Raw genomic sequence first — 25,198 nt, 5'->3', positions numbered from 1 at the left:
GGCCGGGCCTGTGTGATGGGCCGGTGAACACGCACGGCGCCGTGGAGGCGGTCTGGCGGATCGAGTCGGCGCGGGTGATCGCAGGCCTCGCGCGGATGGTGCGTGACGTCGGGCTCGCCGAGGAACTCGCGCAGGATGCGCTGGTTGCCGCGCTCGAGCAATGGCCGGAGACCGGCGTACCGCGCAATCCCGGTGCCTGGTTGATGACCACTGCGAAACGGCGGGCCATCGACCTGTTCCGGCGCAACGAAACGCTGGGCCGCAAGCTCGACGAGCTGGGCCGGGAACAGGAACAGTTCGGCGAGGGCGTGTTGCCGGATTTCGACGCCGTGCTGGACGAGGAACACATCGAGGACGACCTGTTGCGGCTCGTGTTCACCGCTTGCCACCCGGTGTTGCCGATGCAGGCGCGGGTGGCGCTGACCCTGCGGATGCTCGGCGGACTGACCACCGACGAGATCGCGCGTGCCTTCCTGGTGAAGGAATCCGCGGTGGCTCAGCGGATCGTGCGTGCGAAGAAGACACTGGCCGAAGCGAAGGTGCCGTTCGAGGTCCCGGTGGGCGAGGAACGGATGGCGCGGCTGCCCGCCGTGCTCGAAGTGATCTACCTGATCTTCAACGAGGGCTACTCGGCGACGCGGGGTGACGACTGGCTGCGGCCCGAGCTCTGCGCCGACGCACTGCGGCTGGGCCGGGTACTGGCCGGCCTGATGCGCGCGGAGCCGGAGGTGCACGGATTGGTGGCATTGCTGGAAATCCAGGCCTCGCGGTCGGCGGCGCGCACCGGCCCGAATGGCGAGCCGGTGCTGCTGATGGACCAGGACCGTGCCCGGTGGGACCGGATGCTGATCCGCCGCGGACTCGACGCGCTGGCGCGTTCGGAAGAGCTCGCCGACGGTGCGTATGGCCGGTACTCGGCGCAGGCCGCGATCGCCGCCTGCCACGCAAGGGCGGCCACGCCGGAAGACACCGATTGGGCGCGGATTGCCTTGCTGTACAAGGGACTCGCGCAGCTCACCCGGTCGCCGGTGATCGAGCTGAACCGGGCGGTCGCGGTGTGCATGGCCGCCGGGCCGGAGGCGGGGCTGGCGCTGGTGGACCAACTCGTGGGTGATCCGGCGCTGAAGAACTACCACCTGCTGCCGAGCGTGCGCGGCGATTTCCTGCACAAGCTCGGCCGCCGCGACGAGGCGCGCGTGGAGTTCGAACGCGCGGCGGAGATGACCGGCAACGCCAGGGAACGGGCCCTGCTGCTGGAACGGGCGGCTGCGTGTGCCCAGCAGGAGACGGGGTCGCGGTAGCGGTGACCGGGTTGCCAGCCTGCTGAACGCGGTGGTGCACGGGGTGGTCGGCATGCCACCAAGATCGCCGATCGAGCCGGCGGAACCTCGTGTCGGCAGCCGTTCGGACCCGAGTTGCCCACAACTTCGACTGACTGTGGATATCCGGGACGGAGCGTCCTCCGGTGCCGCTGAACTGCGACGAACCGGATATCGCTTCGACGGTCGAAGGAGCGTCGCCCCGCGCGGAAACCCGGCTGGGTGAAAAGCGGCTGCGGGATCATGATCGTCAGCACGGTCGTCTGGATCAGGGAAATCACGCCGAGCGCAGCCAGAGGTGCTGGTGGCGCCGGTGAGGATCGGGTTCAGGTGCAGCTGGGGGGATCACCGAAGATGGTGACGATCCGCGACCGGAAGCTTGCGGCGACGAGGATCACGTACCGCATTCACGCGTACCAGTTGCCTCCTTTCGCGCGCGGTGTCGGTCGCCGGACGCACCGGTTGCTCACCGTTGAAACGCCACACCGTCGTCGGCGGCCAGAATCGGGCCAGCGCGCGCATCGCAGTGAGCCTGCCGGCCACGATCAGCAGATTGCCGAGGGCGCAGGGGTGTGGTCGTCAGCAGCACGAGCGCGACCGGCTTTGCCGGTTGGAGGCTGAGCGCGGTGGTCGCCACCAGTGTCGGCGCGACTGGTTTTGCCGGCTGGAGGCCGAGGGTGGTCGCCAGCAGCGCGAGCGCGACCGGCTTTGCCGGTTGGAGGCCGAGAGCGGTGGTCGCCACCAGTGTCGGCGCGACCGGTTTTGCTGGCTGGAGGCCGAGCGCGATGATCGGCGTGAGCGCGGCGGACTGGCGAAGGACGCCGAGCGACACCAGCAGCGCGATGATCGGCAACGCGGCGAGTATTGCGGCGAGCACTACGGAAACCCGCCGTGGAAACGCACCGCGGAAACCCACTGCGCGCCCGCTGGTAGTCCCGGGTTCGCGTTGGCCCGGACGTCGCCACGACGGGGGGTCAGCGGCTGCGGACGTAACCCAGCCGCAAGGAGAGTGCTGCCGCGGTGCCGGCGACGGTCGGGCCGAGTTCGTCGGCGCGACGCAGCACTCTCGGCGCCGGACCCGCGACGCTGATCGCTGCGATCGGCCGTCCGGAATGGTCGCGTACGGCCGCCGCGACGCAGCCGACGTCCGGTTCGTTTTCGACGTCGTCGATCGCCCAGCCGCGGCGGCTGGTGCGGGCCAGGTCGTCGAGCAGCCGGACCGGATCGTTGATGGTCTTTAGGGTGAGACTGTCGAGCTTCATCCGGCGTACGCGTTCTGCGCGATCCGGCTCTGGCAGCGCCGCGAGCCACGCCTTGCCCAGCGACGTCGAGTGCTGCGGCCGTCGGGTGCCCAGCCGTCCGGCCAGGATGACCGCGCCGGCGCTGCGTTCGGTGGCGACGTAGACCATGGCGTCGTTGTCCGGTACCGCGAGGTAGGTCGTTTCGCCGGACCGTTCGGCCAGCGCCGAGAGGTACCGCGGTGCACACCGGTGCAGATCGGTCGCCGCCATCGCACGGGTGCCCAGCTCCACGAGGCGGGTGCCGAGCCGCACGCGGCCGGTGACGCCGTCCGCCTCGAGGTATTCCATCCGTTTCAGCGTCCCGACGATCCGGTACGCGGCGCTGCGCGAGAGACCCAGCTGCCGCGCGATCGCATTGGTGGAGATCTCCTGGTGCTGCCCCACGTGCTCCAGCACCGCGAGCCCGCGCTCCAGGGTGCCGCTCTGGTCCAGCCCGCGTGCCTCGTCCACGTCAACCTCCGCATGTGTCCGTTCACCGGTACGTGGTTCCGTTCAGCGGAGATGGACGGTAACACCTCCGATGTATGGCCGGAAGATCCGGAAGTATGCCCTTGTGGAGCTGGATCAGAGGGGTGATGAGTGGTACAACCTCCGATCGGTAGGACAGCTAACAAAGTACCGTAGAACGTCGCGCCCCGCTCTCGGGAAGGCTCTCGGCGACCGAACGCCTCCGGGGCTACAACGCGCTGCTGGTGAACGCACCGTCGCCGGATGCGGCCGTGTGTGTTCCCGCGTTACGCATGCGCGCCATGCGGTCCCGCATGGGCACGGTGGAACTGTCCGAATCGGACTTCCAGACCGTCCTGGATCGCACGGGCACGAAGGCACCTTTGTCGAGGTGCACGGTCGGTTGCCGGAAATCCGCCGCCGGGAGATGCACCGTGGCGATCGTGATGTGGCCTGGCCGAACGGCAATACCCGGTGGTCCACCGGCACCGTGGCTACGACTTCGAGTGCGTCACCTCGACGATGACGCCCCGCGAGTGTGCGCGAGCGATCGTGGACTTTGTGTCCACACCGGACCGGAGCGGGCGTTCGGATGGTTGCCGGGCTAGTTCTTCGAGATCGCCGCGGTTGCGCGGACTACTGCGGTGCAGCGATCTTCCACGTACTCCACTCCGGCTCGTTCGGCGATCTCGCGGGCTTGCGGGGAGACGATGCCCTGTTGCAGCCACACTGCTTTGGCGCCGATCGCCACCGCCGAGCGGGCCACCGCGGGGGCTTCTGCCGACGGACGGAAGACGTCGACCAGGTCAACCGGTTCCGGGATGTCCTCCAGCCGCCGGTAGACCTTCTCGCCGAGCAGTTCCGTCGCCGACGGGTGTACCGGGATGATCCGGAAACCGTGTGCCTGCAGCACGGCCGGGACACCGTGTGCTGCCTTCGCCGGATCGCGGCTGAGCCCCACCACCGCGATCGTGGTGGCGGCGGCGAGGATTTCTTCGGGCTGCATATCGGGGGAACGCCGGGGATGCACCGGGGATTCCGGCCGGGTCACAGGCGCCACAGGCGTAGCCCGCGGACGCGGTAGACCGGCCACAGCAGCTGCCAAGGCGAACGGCGGAGGAACGCATCACTGCACGTCAGGATGTTGCGGGCGGACGTGCTGAGCACCTCGTGCCGGTCCGGCCACACCTCGCCGCGGGCGCCGAGTGCCAGGCGGAACACGGTGAGCAGTCCGCGGCCCTGCAGGTCGTAGCGAGCCCCGGTGTCGCCGCTGTCCGGGGTGAGCCCGGCGATCTCCGTGCCGAACGCGCGCGGCGCCTCCGCTGCCGACCCGGCCGGCACGTCGGTCACGCTGCCCGCGATCGCCCGGCCGTGCAGCCGCCGCGCGAACCGGGCGAGCAGACGGCGTTCCCACCACGGCAGGACCCGCCGGTGCGCGAGCAGCGCGGCGCATTCGCCGTGCCCGAGGGAGAACACCTCGGCGAGATCGTCGTACCTGCCGGCCGGAACCGCTTCGGCGAGGTGCAGCCGTACCTCGAACCGCACCCGCGTGACGAGTTCGTCGAGCACCTCGCGCCGGTCCAGCCGAGCTTTGGCCCGGGATGCCGCCCAGTCGCCCATGGTTCTCCCTCTGGTCGGGTGTCCTTCAGGAGTGTGGCCCATTTCGGACGGTAGTCACCGCCGGTCTCAGCCGATCTTCGAGCCGTACATCTCGCCGAGGTCGTCGGCGATCAGTTCGATCCGGGCGCCGTCCGGGTCGGTGAAGTACATCGACGACCCGCTTTCCAGCTGGTACTGCACTCCGGCGCGGTCGAGCCGGGCGCGGGCGGCGTCCCACTGGCCCGGGGTGAGCGAGAGGGCGAGGTGGTGCAGCCCGCCGAGCACTTCCGCGTACTGGCCGAGGTCGAGGCCGGGCAGGTCGAAGAACGCGACTGCGTTGCCGTTGCCGACGTCGAAGAAGAAGTGGCTGGACCCGGGATAGTCCCGGTTTTCGATCAGTTCGGTGAGCGGGAAACCCAGCACGTCCTGGTAGAAGGTGATGGTCCGCTCCACGTCGCCGGACAGCAGTGCGGTGTGGTGGATGCCGCGGCCCACCGTCGCGGGCCGGTTCGCCGCCGGATGCAGGTGCTGCGCACGCAGCCGGTCGCGTACCTCGGCGAGCTGGGCGACCTCGGTCTCGGTGGGTGCCATCGGTGGTCACGTCCTCTCAGGAGCCGGTACCGGGAACGCTACGCGGAAATTCTCTCGCGCACAAGAGATATTCTAGTAAGACAACCTGCGTACCGGTCAGCGGAACGGCCGGGTTGGCTTCCGGGCGCTCCGGACGGCAGAGTCCGGTGCGTGCCCATGGACGCAACTGAGCTGCGGGATGCCGTCGCACGGCTGACCCGCGCGTATCAGAGCCGCGAGCCGATCGACCCGCTCGTGAAGACCTTCCCCGATGCGACCCCCGAGGACGCCTATCGCGTGCAGCAGGAGCAGGTGCGCGCCTGGGTCGAGGCCGGCGACGCGGTCCGCGGGCACAAGGTCGGGCTCGCCTCCGCCGCGATGCAGCGGCAGATGGGGGTCGACCAGCCGGATTACGGACACCTCACCGGATCGATGTTCCACCTCGAGCACCAGCCGATCCCGATCACCCGGTTCCTGCAGCCGCGGATCGAGCCGGAGATCGCGTTCGTGCTCGGCTCCTCGTTGCGCGGTCCCGGCGTGACCGTGGCCGACGCGGTCCGTGCGGTGGATTTCGTGTTGCCCGCACTGGAAATCGTGGACTCCCGCATCCGCGACTGGCGGATCACGCTCTTCGACACGATCTCCGACAACGCCTCGTCCGGCGGCGTGGTGCTCGGCAGCCGTCCGACCGCGCTGGGTGCGCTCGACCTGCGGCTCGCCGGCTGCACCCTGCACCGCAACGGGGACCTGGTGGCGACCGGTGCGGGCGGTGCGGTGCTGGGGTCGCCGATCAACGCGCTCGTCTGGCTGGCCAACACCGTCGGACCGCTCGGGGTGACGCTGGAACCGGGGCACGTCGTGCTGCCCGGCTCGATGACCGCCGCGCAGCCGGTGAAACCCGGTGACACCGTGGTGGCGACCATGGCCGGACTCGGCAGCGTGACCGCGGTCTTCGCCCCGGAGGAGGAAAAGTGACCACCGGAATCCGTGCGGCGGCACAGGAACTGCTCGACGCGAAGCAGGAACGCGCACAGCTCACCGAGTCGTGGCCGGAGCTGGATCTGGCTACTGCGTACGCGATCCAGGACGAAGCGTTGCGGCTGCGGCGTGAACGCGGCGAGACCGTCGTCGGCGTGAAGCTGGGGCTCACGTCGCGGGCCAAGCAGCAACGGATGGGTATCGACGCGCCGTTGCTGGCCTGGCTCACCGACGCGATGGTGCTGCCCGCCGGAGCGCCGGTGCCGGAGCTGATCCACCCGCGTGCGGAACCGGAGCTGGTGTTCGTGCTGGGTGAACGGCTCGCCGGCCCCGGCGTCACCGCGGCCACCGCACTCGCCGCGGTTTCCCATGTGTACGGCGGCATCGAGATCATCGACAGCCGGTACCGCGATTACCGGTTCACCCTGCCGGATGTGGTTGCGGACAACGGTTCGGCGGCCCGGTTCGGCATCGGCTCGGTAGGCCTGCCGCCGGCTGGTCTGGACCTTTCGCTGGAGGCCGCACTGGTCGAAGTGGACGGTCAGATCGTGGACACCGCCACCGGCGCCGCGGTGCAGGGGCATCCCGCCGAGGCGCTGGCGCTGGCCGCGAACGCGCTGGCCGCGCGAGGGCTGGCGCTGGAGCCGGGTTGGCTCGTGCTGACCGGCGGGATGACCGACGCCGTGGAACTCCGGCCGGGTTCGCACGTCGCCGCGCACTTCTCCCATCTGGGTTCGGTGACGATCAGCGGGTGACGCCGGCGATCCGGCTGATCCCGGCGATCACCCGCGGCCACACCTCGCGCGGCAGGTCGTGCCCCATGCCCGGCACCACGTCGAGGTCGCCGCGCAACGCACGGGCCGTCGCGCGGCCGCCGGACACTCCGACGAGTGGGTCGCGCGAACCGTGGATCACCAGTGCGGGCAAGGAAAGCCGGCGCAACCCCGGGGTGCGGTCGGGCGCGGACAGGACTGCACCGAGCTGGCGCAGCACGCCTGCCGGATTCACTCCCCGGTCGTAGGTGCGTTCCGCGCGTTCCCGCAGGCGTTCCAGGTCGAACGGGTAGCCGGGCGAGCCGATCAGCCGGAACGTATCCAGCTGCCGCGTGAGGTACTCCTCGCGGGTGCGGGGGCCGGGGGCGAGCATCGCGACCGCCGCGCGGAAACTCGGCAGGCCCACGAAACGCGAGCCGGTGCTGGACATGATCGAGGTGAGTGAGCGCACCCGGTCCGGCCGCCGGATCGCGAGTTCCTGCGCGATCATCCCGCCCATCGACGCACCGGCCACGTGCGCGGTGTCGATGCCGAGCCCGTCGAGCAGCGCGGTGGCATCGTCGGCAAGATCGCCGATCGAGTACGGCGTGGACCGCAGCAGGTACGCCCGCGGCAGGCTGACCCGGCCGGACAGCCACGACGAACGCCCGACGTCCCGGTTGTCGAACCGGACCACCCGGAACCCGGCCGCCGCGAGCGCCACGCAGAACTCGTCGTCCCACCAGATCATCGGCGCGGCAAGGCCCATCACCAGCAACAGCGGCGGGTCCGCCGGATCGCCGAACGTCTCGTGACAGAGGGTGATGCCGTTCGCCTCGATTTTCTGCTCGCTCACGACACCGAGTCTTTCACCCCCGGGTGTAGCGGGCACGCAGGAACGGGCTGAACTCGAGGTCGTCCCCGAGCCGGACGTCGATTTCGTGGACGAGCACGTCGCCGTCCGGGGTGAGCCGGTGCCGGGCGACCCCGCGTTCGGTGTGTTTCTCGAGGTGCAAAGTGCCCTCGTGCCAGCTCCCGCGGGCAGGCGCCGCGGGTGGGAAGCCGTAGCTGTCGAAGCCGTACCAGAGTGTCTCCCCGGTGCCCGGATCGACGGTGAAGACGTTGTGGCCCAGCAGCTTGGTGCCGTCCGCACGGGTTTGGACGTAGTCCTGGACGACGGCGAACCCGTCCAGTGCCCGGCGATAACTGCAGGTGGCCGTGGCCGTTGATGCGGGTGCCCACGGTGCCGCGGCCAGTTCCTCGGTGCCGGACCACTCGCCGGTGAGCGCGGTGAGCGCGTCGTGTTCACGGCCGGGCGTGGGCAGATTCATCGGGTTCCCTTCGGGGCGCGGGGCGTCTGTCGAACCGGAGGCTAACCCGTCGCGAACTGGCAGGGGCCGGCTTTCCCGAAGACGGTCCGGCGAAAACCGGTTGACGGTCGCTTGTGGTGCGCGGTTGAGTTGCGGCCGCACCCTGGCGAGCCGAGAGAGGAGGTGGGCGCGATGTATCCCCTTCACCGCACGTATTCCCACCTCCGGCAGAGGGTGCCGAGGTCCTGACGGGAGCGTGCTCTTCCGGAAAGGCTTGACATGACCGATCTGGTCATCCGCCCGCTCGGTGCGGGCGAGGAACACCTCTTCACTGAATTTCCCGGCACCGATCGCGTCGGGCGGGCCCTGCTCGGCGGACCACCCGAGCTCCGTCCTGAGTGGACTTGGGTCGCGTTGCGCGCCGGAGTCGTGGTGGCTCGCGCTGCCTGGTGGGCGGGTCCGGGACAGGACACCCCGGCCTCGCTCGATTGGTTTGACTTCACCGATTTCGACGCCGCGGTGGCCTTGTTGCGGACGGCGCCGTGGCGGGTCGAGTATCCGTTGTTCGCTCCGCCGGGCTGGCGCGAGGATCCGGCGGTGGCCCGCGAGGTCCGCTCCCACCTCCAGGTGGCCGAGGCGGCGGGCATGGAACTGCTCGTCGAGCGGTACCGCTACGCCTGGACACCGGAGTCCGGCCTGCCGCCGCGTCCGGGCCGGCTCGAATTCCGGCCGGAACCGGCGGACGCACGGATCCTCGAGGTCTTCGGTCAGGTCCACCGAGGCAGCCTCGACGCACACGTGCGCCGGACCGTCGACGAGCACGGCCTGGACGCCGCGGCGCAGGAGGATCTCGACATCCTGCGCAGCCTCCCCAGCCCCCGTGACTGGTGGCGGCTCGCCTACACACACGAGGGCGCGCTCGTCGGACTGACTGTGCCGGCCCGCAACGCGACCGCACCGATCGTCGCCTACGTCGGGGTCGTACCGGAGCAGCGAGGCCACGGCTACGCCTACGACCTGCTCGTGGAGGCAACGCACGAGCATGCCGAACGGGGTGCCGGGTTGATCGTGGCCGCCACTGACGTCACGAACGTCCCGATGGCGGCGGCGTTCGCCAAGGCCGGTTACCCGATTGCCCAGCACCGGATCGATCTGGTCTGAACGGTTCCGTCTTGTCCGGTCCGGGTGCCGCGCGGTACCTTCGCTAGAGCGATCTATCAAATCGGCAAGGGGGTCGGCGATGGACGTGCTACGGGAGAAAGGCCACCCGCCGCTGCGTGCGATTCTGGTGTTCTCGGTGCTCAGCACTGCATTCCACTACTGGCACATGGTCCTGCAGCCCCGGGCGTATCCGCCGGTCGAAGGGCTGAACGAGACGGTGGGCCAGGTCGGGGTCGCCGTGGCATGGGTGGTGTTCACGGTCATCGCCGTGTTCGGCTACCGCGCCTACCTGCAGGGCCGATACCGGCGGGCGCTCGTGCTGCTGCTCGTCTACTCGCTGTCCGGGGTCGCTACGGCCGGACACTTCCTGCTGGGGGTGTCCGGCCTGCCGGGTGGCTGGATGGTCCCGCTGTGGGGTGACGTGGTGGCCGCGCTCGCGTTGTGGGCGTTCGTGGTCTGGGCCTGGTCGGTGCTCAACCGGGCGAGCGTGGCGGAACGAGTCTCTACACAACATTGACGTCCGTCGTGCTCGTGTAGACAATCAGAGGGTGACTCCCACCACACCCGTCACGTTCGAGCGGCATCCCGACAGCTACCGGCACTGGCGGCTGACGGTGGACGGCGACGTCGCCTGGCTGGAAATGGATGTCGACGCCGAGGGCGGGCTCGTGCCCGGGTACGAGTTGAAACTCAACTCCTACGACCTCGGCGTCGACATCGAGTTCTACGACGCGACGCAGCGGTTGCGTTTCGAGCACCCGCAGGTGCGCGCGGTCATCGTGACCAGCGCGAAGGACAAGGTCTTCTGCGCCGGTGCGAACATCCGGATGCTCGCCGGGTCTTCGCACGAGTGGAAGGTCAACTTCTGCAAATTCACCAACGAGACCCGCAACGGGATGGAGGACGCCACCGAGTTCTCCGGCCAGACCTACCTTGCCGCGGTGAACGGCAGTTGCGCCGGCGGTGGCTACGAGATCGCGCTGGCCTGCCGGAAAATCCTGCTGGTCGACGACAACTCCTCCACCGTCGCGTTGCCGGAGGTGCCGTTGCTCGGGGTGCTGCCCGGCACCGGCGGCCTGACCCGGCTCGTCGACAAACGGCGGGTCCGGCGCGACCTCGCCGATGTGTTCGCCACCCGGCCGGACGGGATCAAGGGCCGCACCGCGGTCGAGTGGCGGCTGGTCGACGAGCTGGTGCCGCGAACGGAGTTCCGCGAGCAGGTGCTGTCGAGGGCGCGTGCGCTGGCCGCCGAATCCGAACGGCTGCCCGCCGAAGCAGGGGTCGCGCTGACCCCGCTGGACCCGGAGACCGACGGCGACGGCCTCCGGTACCGGCACGTCCGCGTCGGCTACGACCGGGCGAAAGCACTGGCCGCGATCACCGTGCTCGGTCCGGAAGGGGAACCCGGCGACCTGCACGAGGAGGGTGCCGACGGCTGGCTGCTGCGGCTCACCCGCGAGCTGGACGACGCGATCCTGCGGCTGCGCACGAACGAACCGGAACTCGGCACGTGGGTGCTGCGTACCGAGGGCGACCCGGCGAAGGTGCTGGCGCACGAGCAGGCCGTACTCGGTGCGAAAGACTGGCTGGGCAACGAAATCCTGCACTACTACAAGCGCACGCTGAAGCGGCTCGACGTCACCAGCCGGACGCTGGTCGCGTTGATCGAACCGGGCAGCTGCTTTGCCGGCGTACTGCTGGAACTGGCGCTGGCCGCGGATCGGCAGTATCTCCTGGACGGTCCGCCGATCGACGACGAGGAGTCCGAGGAACGCGCGTCGATCACGCTGTCCGAGGCCAATTTCGGGGTGTTCCCGATGGGCAACGGACTGTCCCGGCTGCAGTCGCGGTTCTACCGCGACGACGACCACCTCGCGTGGCTGGCCAGGGAACGCGATCGCGAGCTGGGCGCGGCCGATGCCGTGGAGCTCGGCCTGGTCACCGACGCCCCGGACGACCTCGACTGGGAGGACGAGATCCGGATCGCGCTCGAGGGACGGGCGTCGCTGAGCCCGGATGCGCTGACCGGGATGGAGGCGAACCACCGGTTCGTCGGCCCGGAGACCGTCGAGACCAAGATCTTCGGACGGCTCACCGCGTGGCAGAACTGGATCTTCACCCGACCGAACGCGTCCGGCCAGGAGGGCGCGCTGCGCCGTTACGGCACCGGTCAGAAGGCGGTCTTCGACAGGAAGCGGGTATGACCCCATGCCGGAAAAGATCGACTACGACGCCAAGATCCCGAACAACGTGCACCTCGCCGAGGACCGCAGGCTGCAGCGGGCGCTGGAGGGCTGGCAGCCGAAGTTCCTGAACTGGTGGGGCGAGATGGGTCCCACGCTGGAGACCGAGGGCGTGTACCTGCGCACCGCGGTCAGCGTCGGGCGGGACGGCTGGGCGCACTTCGACCACGTGAACGTGCCGGACTACCGGTGGGGGATCTTCCTCGCCGAGCGCGACGCGGATCGGCGGATCGGGTTCGGCGAGCACCAGGGCGAACCGGTGTGGCAGCAGGTGCCCGGTGAGTACCGCGCCGATCTGCAGCGGCTGATCGTGATCCAGGGCGACACCGAGCCCGCGTCGGTGGAACAGCAGCGGCTGCTCGGGATGACCGCGCCGAGCCTCTACGACCTGCGCAATCTCTTCCAGGTGAACGTGGAGGAGGGGCGGCACCTGTGGGCGATGGTGTACCTGCTGCACGCCTACTTCGGACGGGAGGGCCGGGACGAGGCCGAGGGGTTGCTGCTGCGCAACTCCGGCAGCCCGGACGCGCCGCGGATCCTGGGCGCGTTCAACGAGGAGACCGCCGACTGGCTGGCGTTCTACATGTTCACCTACTTCACCGACCGGGACGGCAAATACCAGCTCGGCACGTTGAAGGAGAGCTCGTTCGACCCGTTGTCCCGCACGTGTGAGTTCATGCTCAAGGAGGAGGCGCACCACATGATGGTGGGCACCACCGGCGTGGACCGGGTGGTGCTGCGCAGTGCCGAGCTGATCCGCGAACACGACACCTACGACATCGCTGCGCACGGCGGCATCCCGCTGGACCTGATCCAGCGGTACCTGAACTTCCACTACACCGTGTCGCTGGACCTGTTCGGCAGCGAGACGTCCACGAACGCGGCGAACTACTACACCGCCGGGCTGAAGGGCCGCTGGCAGGAAACCCGGCGCAAGGACGACCACAAGCTCACCGACGACAGCCGCCTGCTGGACCGCCCGCGCGACGACGGCACCTGGACCACCGAGGAACTGCAGGCGATCCTGTTGCTGAACCTCGACCTGCGCGGCGAGTACACCGCCGACTGCCAGACCGGGGTCAACCGGTGGAACAAGATCCTCGCCGACGCGGGCATCGACTTCCGGTTCCACCTGCCGCACCCTGGTTTCAACCGTGAGGTCGGCATAAACTCCGGGCACCACGTGACGCCGGACGGCAGCCTGGTCGACGAGGCCACCTGGGAGGCGGCCCGGCACAAGTGGCTGCCGACGGCCGAGGACCTGACTTTCGTCCGTTCGCTCATGCACCCGGTGTACGAGCGGGGGAAGATCGCCAGCTGGGTCGCACCGCCGCGGCAGGGCATCAACGGCAAGCCCTTCGATTACGAGTACGTGTACCTCACCTGAGGGGGAGGCCATGACGGTTCCGGAGAGCTTCAACGCGGCGGAGTTCCTGCTCGGCCGGGGACGGCCGGACTCGCCTGCGGTGGTGTCCGCGCGCCGGACACTGAGCTACGCCGAACTCGCCACCGAGGCCCACCGGGTCGCCGCCGGATTGCGGGAGCTCGGCGTGCGCCGTGAGGAACGCGTGATGTTCTGCATGGTCGACGATGTCGAGTTGCTGAGCGGGATACTCGGCACGATGCTCGCCGGTGCCGTCGCGGTGCCGGTCTCGACCATGGTCACCGGACTCGAACTGGGTGCCATGCTGGTGGACTCGCGGGCGCGGGTGCTGTGCGTGTCCGGCGAATTCGCCGCGCAGGCCGAGGTCGCGCTGACCGGCGCGCCCGAGGTGGCCGACGTGCTGCTCGACCGGGCGGATCCGGCGGGATTCCCGTCCCGCGTGCGGGTGCACCGGTGGACCGAAGTGACCGCAATGGACGGTCAGGCCTTCGTGCCGGCGGACACCGCGGAGGATTCGCCGGCGTTGTGGCTCTACACCTCGGGCACGACCGGGCAGCCGAAGGCCGCGATGCATCGGCACGGGTCCATTCGCGCGGTGTGCGACACCTACGCGCGCCACGTGCTGCAGACGGTGCCGCAGGATCGGTTTCTGTCCGTACCGAAGCTGTTCTTCGCTTACGGACTGGGGAATTCGGCGTTCTTCCCGCTCGCCGCCGGCGGCACCACGCTGCTGGAACCGGCCCGTGCGACGCCCGCGTTGTTCGCCGCGCGGCTACGGGCGGACCGGCCGACGTTGTTCTTCGGGGTGCCCACCTTCTTCGCCGCCCTGCTGGCCGCAGGCGACGTGCCGGACGACTCGTTTTCCTCGGTGCGATACGCGGTTTCCGCCGGCGAGCCGTTGCCTGCGTCGTTGTTCACGCGGTTCCGCGAGCGGTTCGGGGTGGAGATACTGGACGGGATCGGGTCGACCGAGGCGTTGCACATCTTCCTGTCGAACCGTCCCGGTTCGGTCCGGCCGGGCAGCACCGGGGTCGCGGTACCCGGGTACCGGGTGCAGATCCGGGACGAGCAGGGGGCGGTGATCGAGGAATCCGGACAGCCGGGCGAGCTGTACGTCTCCGGACCGTCGACCGCGTCCGGATACTGGGCCCGCTATGCGGTCACGAAACAGGTTTTCCAAGGGGAGTGGCTGCGCACCGGGGACAGCTACCTGCGCAATGCCGACGGGACCTACACCTGCCTCGGCCGGTTCGGGGATATGCTGAAGGCGGGTGGGATCTGGGTTTCGCCGTCCGAAGTGGAGGAACAGTTGCTGCGACATCCGGCGGTGGCCGAGGTGGCGGTGGTCGCCGCGCCGGACGCGGACGGGCTCGACAAGCCGGTGGCCTGCGTGGTCACCGCGCCGGGGGCCACTGTGGACGCCGATGAGCTGATCGAGTTCAGCCGGTCCGGACTGGCCTCGTTCAAGCGGCCGCGCGGCGTGGTCGAGCTGGCCGAGCTGCCGAAGACCGCAACCGGGAAGATCCGCCGCAACGTGCTCCGCGAAATGGTGCGGGAATCGTTGCTGGAACCGCAGCCGCAATCGTGATCGACGAACACTTCGTGGTCGATGCCCACGTGCACACGCCGCGGCTGCCCACGCTCAAACCGGCCTGGCTGGACTGGGCTCGCGATTTCGCCCGCGATTACCCGTGGCGCACGGTGTACGACGACGACGGCGCGGTGATCCCGTCCGCGATGGACGAGCTGATGGAGCGCGAGGGCGTCGACCGGGTATTGCTGTTCTGCGAGTACAGCCCACGCGCGACCGGCATCCAGTCCATTGAGGACAATCTGCCGCTGGTGGCGCACAATCCGGCGCGGTTCCGGCTGGTGGCGAACGTGAATCCGCATCTGCACCACCCGTTGCGCGACGAGGTGCGCCGGCAGCTGGGCCTTGGCGCGGTGGCGTTGAAGCTGCACCCCGTGCACGGCTGCTTTTCCCCGGCGGACAAGGAGCTGTACCCGGTTTACGAGCTGTGCGCGGATCGCGGTGTTCCGGTCATCCTGCATTCCGGGCTGTCGGTTTTCCCCGGTTCTCGCGCGAGCTTCGGCGATCCGCAGCTGTTGTCCGACGTGGTCGAAGACTTCCCGGAGGTGAACTTCGTCTTCGCGCACGGCGGCCGCGGCTGGTGGTACGACGTGGCGGCGTTCATGGCACAGTCGCGGCCGAACGTGTGGTTGGACCTGGCCGGGCTGCCGCCGAAGAAGCTGCCGGAGTACTACGCCCGGTTCGACCTGGTGCGGCTCGCCCGGAAGTGGATCTTCGGGACGGATTGGCCGGGTGTGCCGGGAACCGCGGTGAACGTGCGGGCGGTGGCGGATCTGGGGTTGCCCGGCGAGGTCCTGGCGGGGGTGCTCTCCGGCAACGCCGTGCGGCTGATGCCGGGCCTGGCTTCCTGACGAGGCAGCGGGCGCTCGCTGGATACCACTGCTCGAAGTTGATCATCACATCCGGCGATGTGCCTGCTCCGGCGGATCCGGTGCGGTACCCGGTTTCGTCAGCATTTCGACCGCTGACGAAGGGATCCGGGATGTCGCACGAAGACGAGGTGCGCCGAGTGTCCGCGCAGGTCGTCCGGGTGGTGGCCGCCGACCCCGGCCTGCGCGGCGACGCCGAGGACGCCTGCCAGTCGGCGTGGCTGGATTTGCTGGCCCGTCCCACCGCACTGCACGACCGCGACCGTCTCGGTGCCTGGCTGACGACCGTGGCCCGCAGGCACGCGATCCGCGCGGTGCGCCGCCGCGTCCGGCGTCGCGAACCGGAACCGCCGGTCGATTCCCCCGAGGCGGCGTTCCTCGCCGGCGAACGAGCCACCGCACTGTGGCAAGCGGTGGCCCAGTTCCCGCCACGCCAGCGCAGGCTGATGACGCTGATCGCGCACCACCCGGAACTGAGCCACGAGCAGATGGCCGTCGAACTGGGCATCTCCTGCCGCAGTGTGAGCACGCTGCGCCGCCGCTGCCTGGACGTCCTCCGTCGCCGCCTCGAGTCCCAGGGGTTCGGCTACCCCTGACCCCGGCGGCACGACACCCGAATCGAACTCGTCTTGACCTGGCCTCCAGGTCCGTGTGGGAACGTCCGCTCTTCCGAAGCAGCCTGCTCGTCCGGTGTGAGGTGGAGATGTCCGTGCCGAGTCCTCCCGAGGCCGATTTCGACGCCCTCTACCGCGGTGAAGTGTCGTTGATGGAGGGGCTCGACGGGGTCCCGTGGGACATCGGCGGGCCGCAGCCGGTGCTGGTCGACGTGGTCGAGGCGGGCGGGTTCTCCGGCGCCGTGCTCGACGTCGGGTGCGGGCAGGGTGAACACGCGATCTTCCTGGCCTCCCGCGGCTATCGGGTGACCGCGGTGGACAACTCCGCCGCCGGGATCGAGCAGGCTCGCGAGCGCGCGGCCGCGCGCGGAGTGGAGGTCGAGTTCGCGCTGGCCGACGCGCTCACTCTCAGCGGCTACGAAAACCGGTTCGACACCGCGCTGGACAGCATCCTCTACCACTGCTTCGAGACCGAGGAAGAGCAACGCAGCTATGCGGCCGCGGTACACCGCGCCCTCCGGCCGGGCGGGGTACTGCACCTGTTCGCCATGTCGGACAAGGAAACCAACCACATCGGCCCGAACCCGGTCTCCGCGGACAACTTGCGCCGCACGTTCGCCGAAGGCTGGCGCATCCGTGCGCTCACGGCAGAGCACTACACCAGCCCGGTCCGCGCCGACATGCTCGCCGCGCTGCGGCAGAAGGTGGCTGTGCTGGCCGGTCTCGATCTGCCCCCGGCCGGTCCGGTCGAACTCGGCGAGGACGGCATGGTGTTGATGCCGGTCTGGCATCTGGTGGCCGAGCGGAGGTAGCCCGCGCCGCCGAAGCACCGCTAGACCCGGGCGCGTTGGTTATCCGTTGGCTGAGCGGAGGGTGCGCATCGCGCCGGCCAAGGCTGCCGCCTCGTCGCCGAGCGGGGTCAAGACGATGCGGCGCAGGATTTCCGCGGATGCCGCCCTGGCCTTGGTCGCCACGTCGAGGCCGTGGTCGGTCAAGGCGGCGAAGGTGACCCGGCGGTCTTCCGGGCTGGGGATGCGGCGCAGCAGGTCGGCGGCGACCAGCCGGTCGGCCACCTTGGTGAACCCACCGCTCGACAGTGCTGCTTCGGTGGCAAGGCGGGTCATCGGCATCCGGTGTTGCGGGGAGCGCACCAGGCGCATCAGGATGTCGAACGACGCCGGTGCCAGGCCGAAGCGGTCGGCGATCTCGCCCATCAGCTTGTCCTGGGTGGCCAGGTAGCCCTCGATCACGAGGCCCCACCAGGTCACGATTTCGTCGTCGTCCGTGCGTGGGTCGGGGGTCACCGGGCGAGTCTACCGCGAGAGTATCTTGCGCGTGAGAGATTTGGTGGTTCGCTAGGGTCGGAGGATGACCTCCGGGGACCTGGCGCGCGCCACGCAGCTGCTCGACACCGTGATACTGGCCGACGGCCACAACGACCTGCCATGGGAGCTGCGGAAGCAGGCCGGGCCGAATCCGGTCGACGCGGCGGCCGGGCTCGACCTGACCACCCGGCAGCCCGGTCTGCACACCGACTTTCCCAAGCTGGCAGACGGAAAACTCGGCCTCCAGTTCTGGTCGGTCTACGTGCCGTGCCAATTCGAGGGCGACAGTGCGGTCACCGCGGTACTGGAACAGGTCGAGGTGGTCCACCAGCTCGCGGAGCGTTATCCGGACCGGCTTCGGCTGGTGCGTACCGCAGACGAAGCCGAGGCCGCGTTCGCCGAAGGGCGGATCGCGTCGCTGCTCGGGGCCGAAGGCGGGCACTGCATTGCCGAATCGCTGGGTGTGCTGCGCGTGCTGCGCCGGCTCGGCGTGCGGTACCTGACGCTCACCCACAACCTCAACACCACCTGGGCCGATTCCGGGACCGACGAGCCTGCGCACGGCGGTCTCACCGACTTCGGCCGCGACGTGGTGCGCGAGATGAACCGGATCGGCATGCTGGTCGACCTCTCGCACGTCGCGGCGAGCACGATGCGCGACGCACTGCAGGTCACCAGCGCTCCGGTGATCTTCAGCCACTCCTCGTGCCGTGCGGTGAACGATCACCCGCGCAACATTCCCGACGACGTGCTCGCGCAGCTGCCCGGCAACGGCGGCGTCGCGATGGTGACTTTCGTGCCGGCGTTCATCTCCGCGGAGGTGACCGGATGGGACGACCGGCTCAAGGTCGCGATGACCGACGCCGGACAGGACTTCCGCGACCTCGGCGCGCGCACCCGGTTCACCGAAACCTGGGACGCACCGCCAAAGCCGAAGGCCACCGTCGCCGACGTGGTGGCGCACGTCGAGCACGCGCGGGAGGTGGCGGGCATCGACCACATCGGCCTCGGCGGTGACTACGACGGTGTCGGCACGCTGCCGGAAGGCCTGGAGGACGTGTCGAAGTACCCGGTGCTGTTCGCGGCGCTGATGGAACGCGGCTGGAGCGACGAGGACTGCGCGAAGCTCGCCGGCCGGAACACACTGCGCGTGCTGCGCGACACCGACCTCACCCGTTAGGAGGCACGGCTGGGCGAACCACCTCGCGCGGGCGGACAATCACGGTATGTCCCACGCGCGCGGCGACGACCCCACCGAGGTCGCGAAATCCGAGATCCCCGAGGCGCCGGGCGCCGAGGTGCCCGGCTCGCCCGAACCCGCCGGCCCCGGTGCGGTGCCCCCGTCCGCCGGACGGGCATCCACCGGCAAACCGGCGAAGATCAAACGCACCCGCGTCAGCGGCACCTGGATCTCGGTGATCGTGGCGATCATCGTGCTGGTGCTGCTGCTGATCTTCATCCTGCAGAACCTCGACACGGCGACCGTGCACTTCCTCGGCGCGAACGGCAGCATGCCGTTGGCGGTGGCCATGCTCTTCGCGGCCATCGCCGGCGCCGCATTGGTCGCGCTGGTCGGCGGTGCACGCATCCTGCAGCTGCGCAAGCAGGCCCGCAGACCGCGCCGGTGACGGCCGGCTGGTACCGCGGCAGGCAAACCGCGGCGCTGGCCGGTGGCTAGAGCCCGGCCCGCAAGCTGAGCACCGCGTCGCAGACCTCCGGGTCGCCGGTGGTCCGGAGGCGGTCGCGGACGTTCTCGCCCGTGCACAGGCGCCAGAATGTGTCCGCGTCGGTGGTCATCGACGCCAGCGGGGACCGGGAGGTCGCGGCGCCGGGGGCGATCGTCCACCCGTCGCCGGTCGAGCGAACGGTCCAGCGGCCGGCCCCCTCCACCGCGCAGGCCACCTGACGGCCGGTTCGCGCGGGCACCGAACGCAGCGCCTCGGGCAGTGCGCGCAGGAAGGTGTCCACCACCGGCGTCCGGAGCTCCCGATCGTCGAGCAGTGGCGCGCCCACTGCTTCGCGGACCTGTTGCTGGCGCACCCAGAATCCGGCGTAATCGCGGGCGAGGACGAGCCACGCCGGCGCGTCGTCCAGCGGTTCGTCGAGGTCGCGGTGTTTCCACAGTTCGGTCAGCTGTGCAGTGCTGTCCACGAGCAGCGCGAACAGCACCTCCGGCGACAGTTGCCGCGTCGCCGGTACCCAGTGCGCGTCGAACGTGCCCGGATCGCCGACGCGGTGCTGATCGCGGTCACGGGAAAGCCGGGCGAGCTTGCTGCCCAGTACCCGCGCGATCAGCTCGTGCACCGTCGCACCACCGGCGGCAGGCGCCGTCCACTCGTCGCGGCCGACGCCGGACAGCAGCCCGACCAGCGCCTGTTCCTCCCGTGCCAGCAGCGGCAGCACGTCGATCGGCGGTCCCCACGGCGGCACGGTCATGCCGGACATCCAACACCGTGGTCATCCCGGCGCGATTCCCACTACCCGCAGGTAGCATCAGCGCGGACAGCGAGGGGAGCACGCCCGTGGACTACCAGCGATCGAACGGCAGCGGCACCGCCGAGGACGTGGCCAACCTGGCCCGCCGGGCAGGGCAACTGGCGGGCTGGGCGGCGCGCACCGGCTTCGAGCTGACCAAGAAGCTGCCCGGCATCGACACCGCCGAACGCGGTTTCCGCCAGGTCGAGCGTGGTCTGCTCAGTGAGCTGCGCCGTCGTCTCGACGAGGTCGACGACCCGTACCACGCGGCGCTCACCGCGGCCTCGGCGATGAACCGGCCGGATACGAACGGCCGCCCGGTCGAGGCCACCGTGGCCCTGGTGCCCGCGCGTGATCACCTCGAACCGCTCCGCGCGGCGATGGCCGAACTGCTCAACCATTCGATCGGCTTCGGTCGCGACCGGGCCCGCGAGTACCTCTACGCGATCATCCTCCGCCAGCTCACCCCGGACGAGGCACGCATCCTCGCCGCGCTGTCCGACGGGTCGCCGTTCCCCGCGATCGACGTCGCCGAGCGGACCGCGATCGGCGGCACCGGGCGGATCGTGCTGCGCAACGCCTCAACGGTCGGCAAGGCGGCCGGGGTCACGATGGCCGACCAGGTGCCCGGTTACCTCACCCGGCTGATCGGGCTCGGACTGGTCGAACTCGACGAGGAGGTGCCCGCGCTGGAGACGCAGTACGAGATCCTGCTGACCGACGAAGCCGTGCGCGAGGTCGAGAAACAGTTCAAGCGCATCAAGGTGATCCGGCGGACGGTCCACGTCTCACGGCTGGGTGCGCAGTTCTGGCAGGCCTGCGACCCGAGCGCGGGCTGAACGGGGTGGGCGGCTTCGGTGCGTTCCTCGGCGGGGTTCTCGACGACTTCGCCGCGCACTGGCCGCTCTACGTCTCGATCCCGGTGGTGGCCGCGCTCATCGGCTACGGCACGAAGCTGGTCGCCATCCGGATGATGTTCGCACCCGTCGAGTTCATCGGGATCAAACCGTTCCTCGGCTGGCAGGGCATCGTGCCCAAACGCGCGGCAAGGATGGCCAGCATCGCCTGCGACACGATGACCGAGCAGCTGATCAAACCGGCCGAGGTGATCTCCCGCCTTGACGCCGAGCGGATCGCCAAGGAAATCGAAAAGCCGATGCTCGCCGCGGTCGAGGACATCGTGCGCGAGGTCGCCGGGCACTACCAGGCCGGACTGTGGGAATCGCTGCCGGTTTCCGTGCAGCGGATGGTGATCCAGCGCGTGCAGACCGAGGCGCCGCGCATGGTCAAGGCCGTGCTCGAGCTGATCCAGTCCGATGTGGACAGCGTGTTCGACCTCAAGGGCATGGTGGTCACCAGCCTGGTCAAGGACAAACGCCTGCTCAACCGGATCTTCCAGGAGGCGGGCGCGAAGGAGTTCACCTTCATCGCGCGCTCCGGACTGGTGTTCGGCGGGCTGATCGGCGTGATCCAGATGGTGGCCTGGGTACTGTTCAAGTTTCCGCTGATCATGCCGATCTTCGGCCTGTTCACCGGCTGGTTCACCGACTGGCTCGCACTGCGGATGATCTTCTACCCGATCGAGGAGAAGAAGTACTTCGGCGTGCGGTGGCAGGGCCTGTTCCTCAAGCGCCGCGCGGAGGTCGCCGAGGCATACGGCGAGCTGATCGCCAAGGAGATCATCACCCCGCACAACGTGATCGAGGCGGTGCTGCGCGGTCCGCTGTCCGACCGGGTGCTTGCGCTGATCCAGCGGCAGCTCGACGTCGAACTGGGCAGAGCGGCGAACCTGGCGAAACCGCTGGTGGTGTTCGCCATCGGCAGCCGCCGCTACCAGGACATGAAGCTGGCCATCTCCGAACAGATCATGGCGCGGCTGCCGGAGACCATGAGCTACCTGGAGGACTACGCCACGGACGCGATGGACATCCGCAACGTGCTGGTCAGCAAGATGAAGGAGCTCTCGCCGGAGGAGTTCGAGCAGCTGCTGCGCCCGGCGTTCCAGCAGGACGAGTGGATCCTCATCACGACCGGTGCGGTGCTCGGCTTCGCGGTCGGTGAGGCGCAGGTGCTGTTGCTGGAACATCTCGCCGCCTGACCCTTGCTCTCGACCCTGTGTGGCCGAGAGACTGGCCGCCATGGGTGAGTCGGCGGTGCCATGGCCGCAGGAGATCCGGATCGCGATGACCATGGTCGGGGGCGCCAGCCTCGCCGTGTGGATGGGTGGGATCGCCACCGAGACGTCCGCGTTGCTGAACGCCTCCCGCACTACCGGCGATCGAAGCGGCTACCGGCAGCTGCTCGATCTGCTGCATGCCACGGTGCGCCTCGACGTACTGACCGGCACGAGCGCGGGCGGCATCAACGCGGCCTGTCTCGGTCTTGCCGAGGCGTACCGGTCCACCCCTGCGGTCTTGCGGGACACCTGGCTCAGCGCGGGCTCGCTGTCGAACCTCATCCGCGACCCGGGGGAAGCGCAGCCGCGCTCGCTGCTCGACGGTGACCGGGTGCTGCTCGGCGAGCTGGAACGGTCGTTGCACGACATCACCGGCGCAGGCGTGGTACCGACGGAACCGCCGGAGGTGACCGTGCTGCTCACCGGGACCATGCTCGACGGCGAGACCACCCGCTACGACGACGCTCTCGGCAACCTGGTGCGCGACACCGAACACCGCATGCTGTACCGGTTCGACGGTCCACTGTGGAACAACCGGGTGCACGGCCCGCTCGCGCTCGCCGCGCGGTCGAGTGCCTCCTTCCCCGGCGCGTTCGAGCTGTCCCGCACGCCGATCGGCGCCGATGGAGCCGACCGGATGCACCCGGACATGACCGACTACACCGACCTGGTGCGCTCGCACTGGATCACCGACGGCGGTGTGCTGGTGAACAAGCCGCTCGGCCCGGCGCTGGAGGAGATCTTCGAACAGCCCTCGTCCGCGGACGTGCGACGGCTGCTGCTCTACGTGGTGCCTGCCGTCGACGGGGATGCGGCGGCGATGCCGTACGACCCGGCGAACCCGCCGTTGCTCGGCTCCGCGCTGGCGAAGGTGGTCTCCACCGTGCTGAGTCAGACCATCAGCACCGAGCTCGACGAGCTGACCAGACATAACTCCTCGGTCGTCCGAGCGCGTGACACCAGGGTGGCGCTGGCGTCGTTCGGGGTGCGCAGCGGGGAACTCGTCGACGAGCGGGTGCTGCGTGCCTACCGTGATCGGCGGGTTGCCCAGGACGCGGCCGATCTGGTCCGCGCCGCGGGCCGCCGGTACACGCTGTCCGAAAAGGACGGTGGATGGGCGGCGGGGAAATCCGCGCGGCTGTTCGACGTTGCCGCGGACGGGCTGCGGCACGGGATGCCGGACACCATGCCCGGGGATACCTGCCCGGTGGCGGAGATCGCGCGCTACCGCAGCACGGCGGTGGACGACGCAGTGGCCACCGGCCTCCAACTGGTCAACGCCGGTTTCCGGTTGTTCCCGGACGCCGGGCAGGCCGAGGCGCTCAACGCCGCCAGGGTTCAGCTGCATGCCGCGCGCAAGGCTGCCGCCCGTGGTGTGCGGCTCTCGACCTGGGTGGCCCATCACGAGCCGCCGTCGAAGGGCACCAGCCTGGCGGACTGGATCGGGCAACTCGCCAGGGAATGGGCCGAGCTCGGCGTGTCGGACGACGTCCGGGGTGCCTGGCCGAAGCTGCTCGCCGCGCTGCGGTCCGCCGCGCCGGTGCTGCGGACGCTCGCCGGCGAGGAGGACCGGGCCGAGGACCCGGTGGACACCGTGACGACGCTGCTGGACTGGTTCCGGCTCGCCGACGCCGAGCCCGCCGACGAGGAGCTGCTCTCCCGGCTGCTCCTGCTGCACGTGGCGACCCGCGGGCTGCTCGCCGAACTGCCGTCGGTGGACCAGCGGGTGGACCTGGTCCAGGTCAGCGCGGACACCCGGACGCTGCTGGACCTGTCGAGGGCGCGCTGCGAGGACAAGCTCACCGGTACCCAGGCGAACAACTTCGGGGCGTTCTACAAGTCGTCGTGGCGGGCGAACGACTGGATGTGGGGCCGCATCGACGGTGCGGGCTGGCTGATGCAGTGCCTGCTGGAGCCGGCCAGGCTGAAGATGCTGCGGGACGTGGTCGGCCGTGAGGAGTTCCGCGAGCAGGTCCGTGCGAGCTTCACCGCGATCGGCTGGCAGCCCCCGTCCGCAGGCGACAACGCCGACGATCTGCCCGCCCTGCTCGAGCAGCTGGGTGAAGAGCTGGCGTTCCTCGGCCTCGACGCGAACCTGGCACCGGTGGACTTCGGTACCGAACTGCCCTCGAGCCTCCCGGTGACCGCGATGGTGCTCGCGCGGGCCCGGCAGGCACAGATCGCGCGTGCGGAACTACCGATCGTCGCCCGGCAGGCGAGCGAGGACGCGAAAGAGGGGAACGGCAAGCCTTCGGAGAGTTTCCGCAAACTGATGGCCGCTCGTCCGCTGGACACCGGGCAGGAGACCGAACAGCACTCCGGTGACCAGGCGGCCCAGCGTGCATTCCAGGCGTGCCAGGTCTCCGCGGAACGGTTCGAGGGTGAACTGGGTTCCACCTTGCTCACCAAGACCCTGGTGAAGGCCGGCGCAGCCGGGCTGAACGCGGCGGCCGCGGCGACCCGGGTGCCGAAGTCACTGCAGCCTGCGGCGAAGCTCGCGCAGGTGGGTGGGCGCAGCGCGTGGTGGGTGACCCAGGGCGCGACCCGGCTGGCCCGGCCGTGGAACCTGCTCGCCGCCGCGGTCACGGCGATCGCCGGGCTGATACTCGGCGGTGCGGGTGGTGCGGTGCTGCAGTGGGTGGGAATGCCGATTGCCGCGGGCGCGCTCGTGTTCCTGCTGGTGAGCCTGCTGACGCTGCCGCGTTCGTGGCGGATGGTGCTCACCGTGCTGGCGGTGCTCGTGGTGGCCGCGTTGCTGTTCGCCGCCTTCCTGCCGCCCCTTGCGCACCCGCTGTTCGGCTGGCTCGGCTCGGTGGTGGCGGGCTGGCGACGGGGTGAGGCACCGCTGTGGTGGCTCGTCGTGGTGCTGCTGCTCCTGCTGCCCGCGGTGTGGACCCCGGTGGGTGCGCTGGTGGGCCGTATCCGGCCCGGCAGGCGCCGGTGAAGTTGCGCGAAGGCCGAACAGGTCGCATGGTCGGGGTAGACGAGGCCGTTCACTCCGGGTGAGCGGCCCAGGCGCACGGCATTCCCCGGATGTCGGTGGATGAAACATGTTTGTGGGCCTCCTCACCGGGGTAACCGCGT

The 25,198-nt window shown here is 69.6% G+C and carries 25 protein-coding genes; 16 read left to right on the top strand and 9 right to left on the bottom strand.

The features are described 5' to 3' along the window. The first annotated feature begins 23 nt into the window (after positions 1–23). Positions 24–1,301: an RNA polymerase sigma factor gene (locus tag ABD793_RS21825; RefSeq protein WP_344862794.1), complete on the top strand. Its 1,278-nt coding sequence runs from the start codon at positions 24–26 to the stop codon at positions 1,299–1,301. Between the two features lie 484 nt (positions 1,302–1,785). Here ABD793_RS21825 and ABD793_RS21820 read toward each other — a convergent pair whose 3' ends face one another. The 5 genes from ABD793_RS21820 to ABD793_RS21800 all read right to left on the bottom strand — a co-directional run bounded on the left by ABD793_RS21820 (position 1,786) and on the right by ABD793_RS21800 (position 5,257). Beyond that, complete coding sequence (locus tag ABD793_RS21820) at positions 1,786–2,172, bottom strand: hypothetical protein (RefSeq protein WP_344862791.1); 387 nt, start codon at positions 2,170–2,172, stop codon at positions 1,786–1,788. A 121-nt stretch (positions 2,173–2,293) separates the two neighbouring features. Next, on the bottom strand, positions 2,294–3,070 hold the full coding sequence (locus ABD793_RS21815; RefSeq protein WP_344862788.1) for an IclR family transcriptional regulator: 777 nt from the start codon (positions 3,068–3,070) through the stop codon (positions 2,294–2,296). 601 nt (positions 3,071–3,671) lie between these two features. Further along, positions 3,672–4,073, bottom strand: coding sequence for a CoA-binding protein (locus tag ABD793_RS21810; RefSeq protein WP_344862786.1), 402 nt, complete (start codon positions 4,071–4,073; stop codon positions 3,672–3,674). A gap of 41 nt (positions 4,074–4,114) precedes the next feature. Further along, the gene (locus ABD793_RS21805; protein WP_344862784.1) at positions 4,115–4,687 is read right to left on the bottom strand and encodes a hypothetical protein; all 573 of its coding nucleotides are present in this window, start codon (positions 4,685–4,687) and stop codon (positions 4,115–4,117) included. 66 nt (positions 4,688–4,753) lie between these two features. Continuing rightward, positions 4,754–5,257, bottom strand: coding sequence for a VOC family protein (locus tag ABD793_RS21800; RefSeq protein ID WP_344862782.1), 504 nt, complete (start codon positions 5,255–5,257; stop codon positions 4,754–4,756). A gap of 156 nt (positions 5,258–5,413) precedes the next feature. On the opposite strand from ABD793_RS21800, the gene ABD793_RS21795 reads away from it, so the two are divergent. After that, the gene (locus tag ABD793_RS21795) at positions 5,414–6,211 is read left to right on the top strand and encodes a 2-keto-4-pentenoate hydratase (RefSeq protein ID WP_344862781.1); all 798 of its coding nucleotides are present in this window, start codon (positions 5,414–5,416) and stop codon (positions 6,209–6,211) included. Continuing rightward, on the top strand, positions 6,208–6,969 hold the full coding sequence (locus ABD793_RS21790) for a 2-keto-4-pentenoate hydratase (RefSeq protein WP_344862779.1): 762 nt from the start codon (positions 6,208–6,210) through the stop codon (positions 6,967–6,969). The genes ABD793_RS21795 and ABD793_RS21790 overlap by 4 nt, the downstream gene beginning before the upstream one ends. On the opposite strand, the gene ABD793_RS21785 is transcribed toward ABD793_RS21790, so the two are convergent. Then, positions 6,959–7,822 carry an alpha/beta fold hydrolase gene (locus ABD793_RS21785; RefSeq protein ID WP_344862776.1) on the bottom strand — a complete coding sequence of 288 codons (864 nt, stop codon included), beginning with the start codon at positions 7,820–7,822 and terminating at the stop codon, positions 6,959–6,961. The genes ABD793_RS21790 and ABD793_RS21785 overlap by 11 nt on opposite strands. A 13-nt stretch (positions 7,823–7,835) precedes the next feature. Continuing rightward, a complete protein-coding gene (locus ABD793_RS21780; RefSeq protein WP_344862774.1) occupies positions 7,836–8,297 on the bottom strand; it encodes a DUF1579 family protein in 462 nt (153 codons plus the stop codon). A 258-nt stretch (positions 8,298–8,555) separates the two neighbouring features. On the opposite strand from ABD793_RS21780, the gene ABD793_RS21775 reads away from it, so the two are divergent. The 8 genes from ABD793_RS21775 (at position 8,556) to ABD793_RS21740 (ending at position 16,950) form a co-directional block, all read left to right on the top strand. Beyond that, complete coding sequence (locus tag ABD793_RS21775) at positions 8,556–9,437, top strand: GNAT family N-acetyltransferase (RefSeq protein ID WP_344862772.1); 882 nt, start codon at positions 8,556–8,558, stop codon at positions 9,435–9,437. 79 nt (positions 9,438–9,516) lie between these two features. After that, positions 9,517–9,954 carry a hypothetical protein gene (locus tag ABD793_RS21770; protein WP_344862770.1) on the top strand — a complete coding sequence of 146 codons (438 nt, stop codon included), beginning with the start codon at positions 9,517–9,519 and terminating at the stop codon, positions 9,952–9,954. Between the two features lie 31 nt (positions 9,955–9,985). Further along, a complete protein-coding gene (gene boxC, locus ABD793_RS21765; RefSeq protein ID WP_344862768.1) occupies positions 9,986–11,641 on the top strand; it encodes a 2,3-epoxybenzoyl-CoA dihydrolase in 1,656 nt (551 codons plus the stop codon). Between the two features lie 4 nt (positions 11,642–11,645). Then, on the top strand, positions 11,646–13,067 hold the full coding sequence (gene boxB, locus ABD793_RS21760) for a benzoyl-CoA 2,3-epoxidase subunit BoxB (RefSeq protein ID WP_344862767.1): 1,422 nt from the start codon (positions 11,646–11,648) through the stop codon (positions 13,065–13,067). Between the two features lie 10 nt (positions 13,068–13,077). Beyond that, positions 13,078–14,652 (top strand): benzoate-CoA ligase family protein, encoded by a 1,575-nt coding sequence (locus ABD793_RS21755; protein WP_344862765.1) that lies wholly within the window; start codon positions 13,078–13,080, stop codon positions 14,650–14,652. After that, positions 14,649–15,506 (top strand): amidohydrolase family protein, encoded by an 858-nt coding sequence (locus ABD793_RS21750; protein WP_344862763.1) that lies wholly within the window; start codon positions 14,649–14,651, stop codon positions 15,504–15,506. The genes ABD793_RS21755 and ABD793_RS21750 overlap by 4 nt, the downstream gene beginning before the upstream one ends. A gap of 131 nt (positions 15,507–15,637) precedes the next feature. Then, entirely contained in the window at positions 15,638–16,120 is a 483-nt protein-coding gene (locus tag ABD793_RS21745; protein ID WP_344862761.1) for an RNA polymerase sigma factor, read from the top strand. A gap of 113 nt (positions 16,121–16,233) precedes the next feature. After that, positions 16,234–16,950: a class I SAM-dependent methyltransferase gene (locus ABD793_RS21740; protein WP_344862759.1), complete on the top strand. Its 717-nt coding sequence runs from the start codon at positions 16,234–16,236 to the stop codon at positions 16,948–16,950. 39 nt (positions 16,951–16,989) lie between these two features. Here the strand turns inward: ABD793_RS21740 and ABD793_RS21735 are convergent, their stop codons facing one another. Then, a complete protein-coding gene (locus tag ABD793_RS21735) occupies positions 16,990–17,442 on the bottom strand; it encodes a MarR family winged helix-turn-helix transcriptional regulator (protein WP_344862757.1) in 453 nt (150 codons plus the stop codon). A 64-nt stretch (positions 17,443–17,506) separates the two neighbouring features. On the opposite strand from ABD793_RS21735, the gene ABD793_RS21730 reads away from it, so the two are divergent. Together ABD793_RS21730 and ABD793_RS21725 are read left to right on the top strand one after the other, a co-directional pair. Next, a complete protein-coding gene (locus ABD793_RS21730) occupies positions 17,507–18,643 on the top strand; it encodes a dipeptidase (protein WP_344862755.1) in 1,137 nt (378 codons plus the stop codon). A gap of 46 nt (positions 18,644–18,689) precedes the next feature. Further along, positions 18,690–19,091 carry a lipopolysaccharide assembly protein LapA domain-containing protein gene (locus ABD793_RS21725; protein WP_344862753.1) on the top strand — a complete coding sequence of 134 codons (402 nt, stop codon included), beginning with the start codon at positions 18,690–18,692 and terminating at the stop codon, positions 19,089–19,091. 46 nt (positions 19,092–19,137) lie between these two features. Here the strand turns inward: ABD793_RS21725 and ABD793_RS21720 are convergent, their stop codons facing one another. Then, the gene (locus ABD793_RS21720) at positions 19,138–19,908 is read right to left on the bottom strand and encodes a hypothetical protein (protein WP_344862749.1); all 771 of its coding nucleotides are present in this window, start codon (positions 19,906–19,908) and stop codon (positions 19,138–19,140) included. Positions 19,909–19,985: 77 nt separating this feature from the next. Here ABD793_RS21720 and ABD793_RS21715 point away from each other — a divergent pair, with 77 nt between their 5' ends. The 3 genes from ABD793_RS21715 to ABD793_RS21705 are packed head-to-tail and all read left to right on the top strand — an operon-like array spanning position 19,986 to position 25,058. Next, positions 19,986–20,777, top strand: a complete 792-nt coding sequence (locus ABD793_RS21715; protein ID WP_344862747.1) for an Abi-alpha family protein — start codon at positions 19,986–19,988, stop codon at positions 20,775–20,777. 5 nt (positions 20,778–20,782) lie between these two features. Next, positions 20,783–22,036 carry a DUF445 domain-containing protein gene (locus ABD793_RS21710; RefSeq protein ID WP_344862745.1) on the top strand — a complete coding sequence of 418 codons (1,254 nt, stop codon included), beginning with the start codon at positions 20,783–20,785 and terminating at the stop codon, positions 22,034–22,036. 40 nt (positions 22,037–22,076) lie between these two features. Continuing rightward, on the top strand, positions 22,077–25,058 hold the full coding sequence (locus ABD793_RS21705) for a patatin-like protein (RefSeq protein WP_344862743.1): 2,982 nt from the start codon (positions 22,077–22,079) through the stop codon (positions 25,056–25,058). The last annotated feature ends 140 nt before the right edge of the window (positions 25,059–25,198 follow it).

Origin of the sequence: Amycolatopsis ultiminotia, assembly GCF_039536925.1 — a bacterium.
In the GTDB taxonomy this organism is placed as follows: domain Bacteria; phylum Actinomycetota; class Actinomycetes; order Mycobacteriales; family Pseudonocardiaceae; genus Amycolatopsis; species Amycolatopsis ultiminotia.
This window is presented reverse-complemented; position numbering and strand designations above follow the sequence as displayed.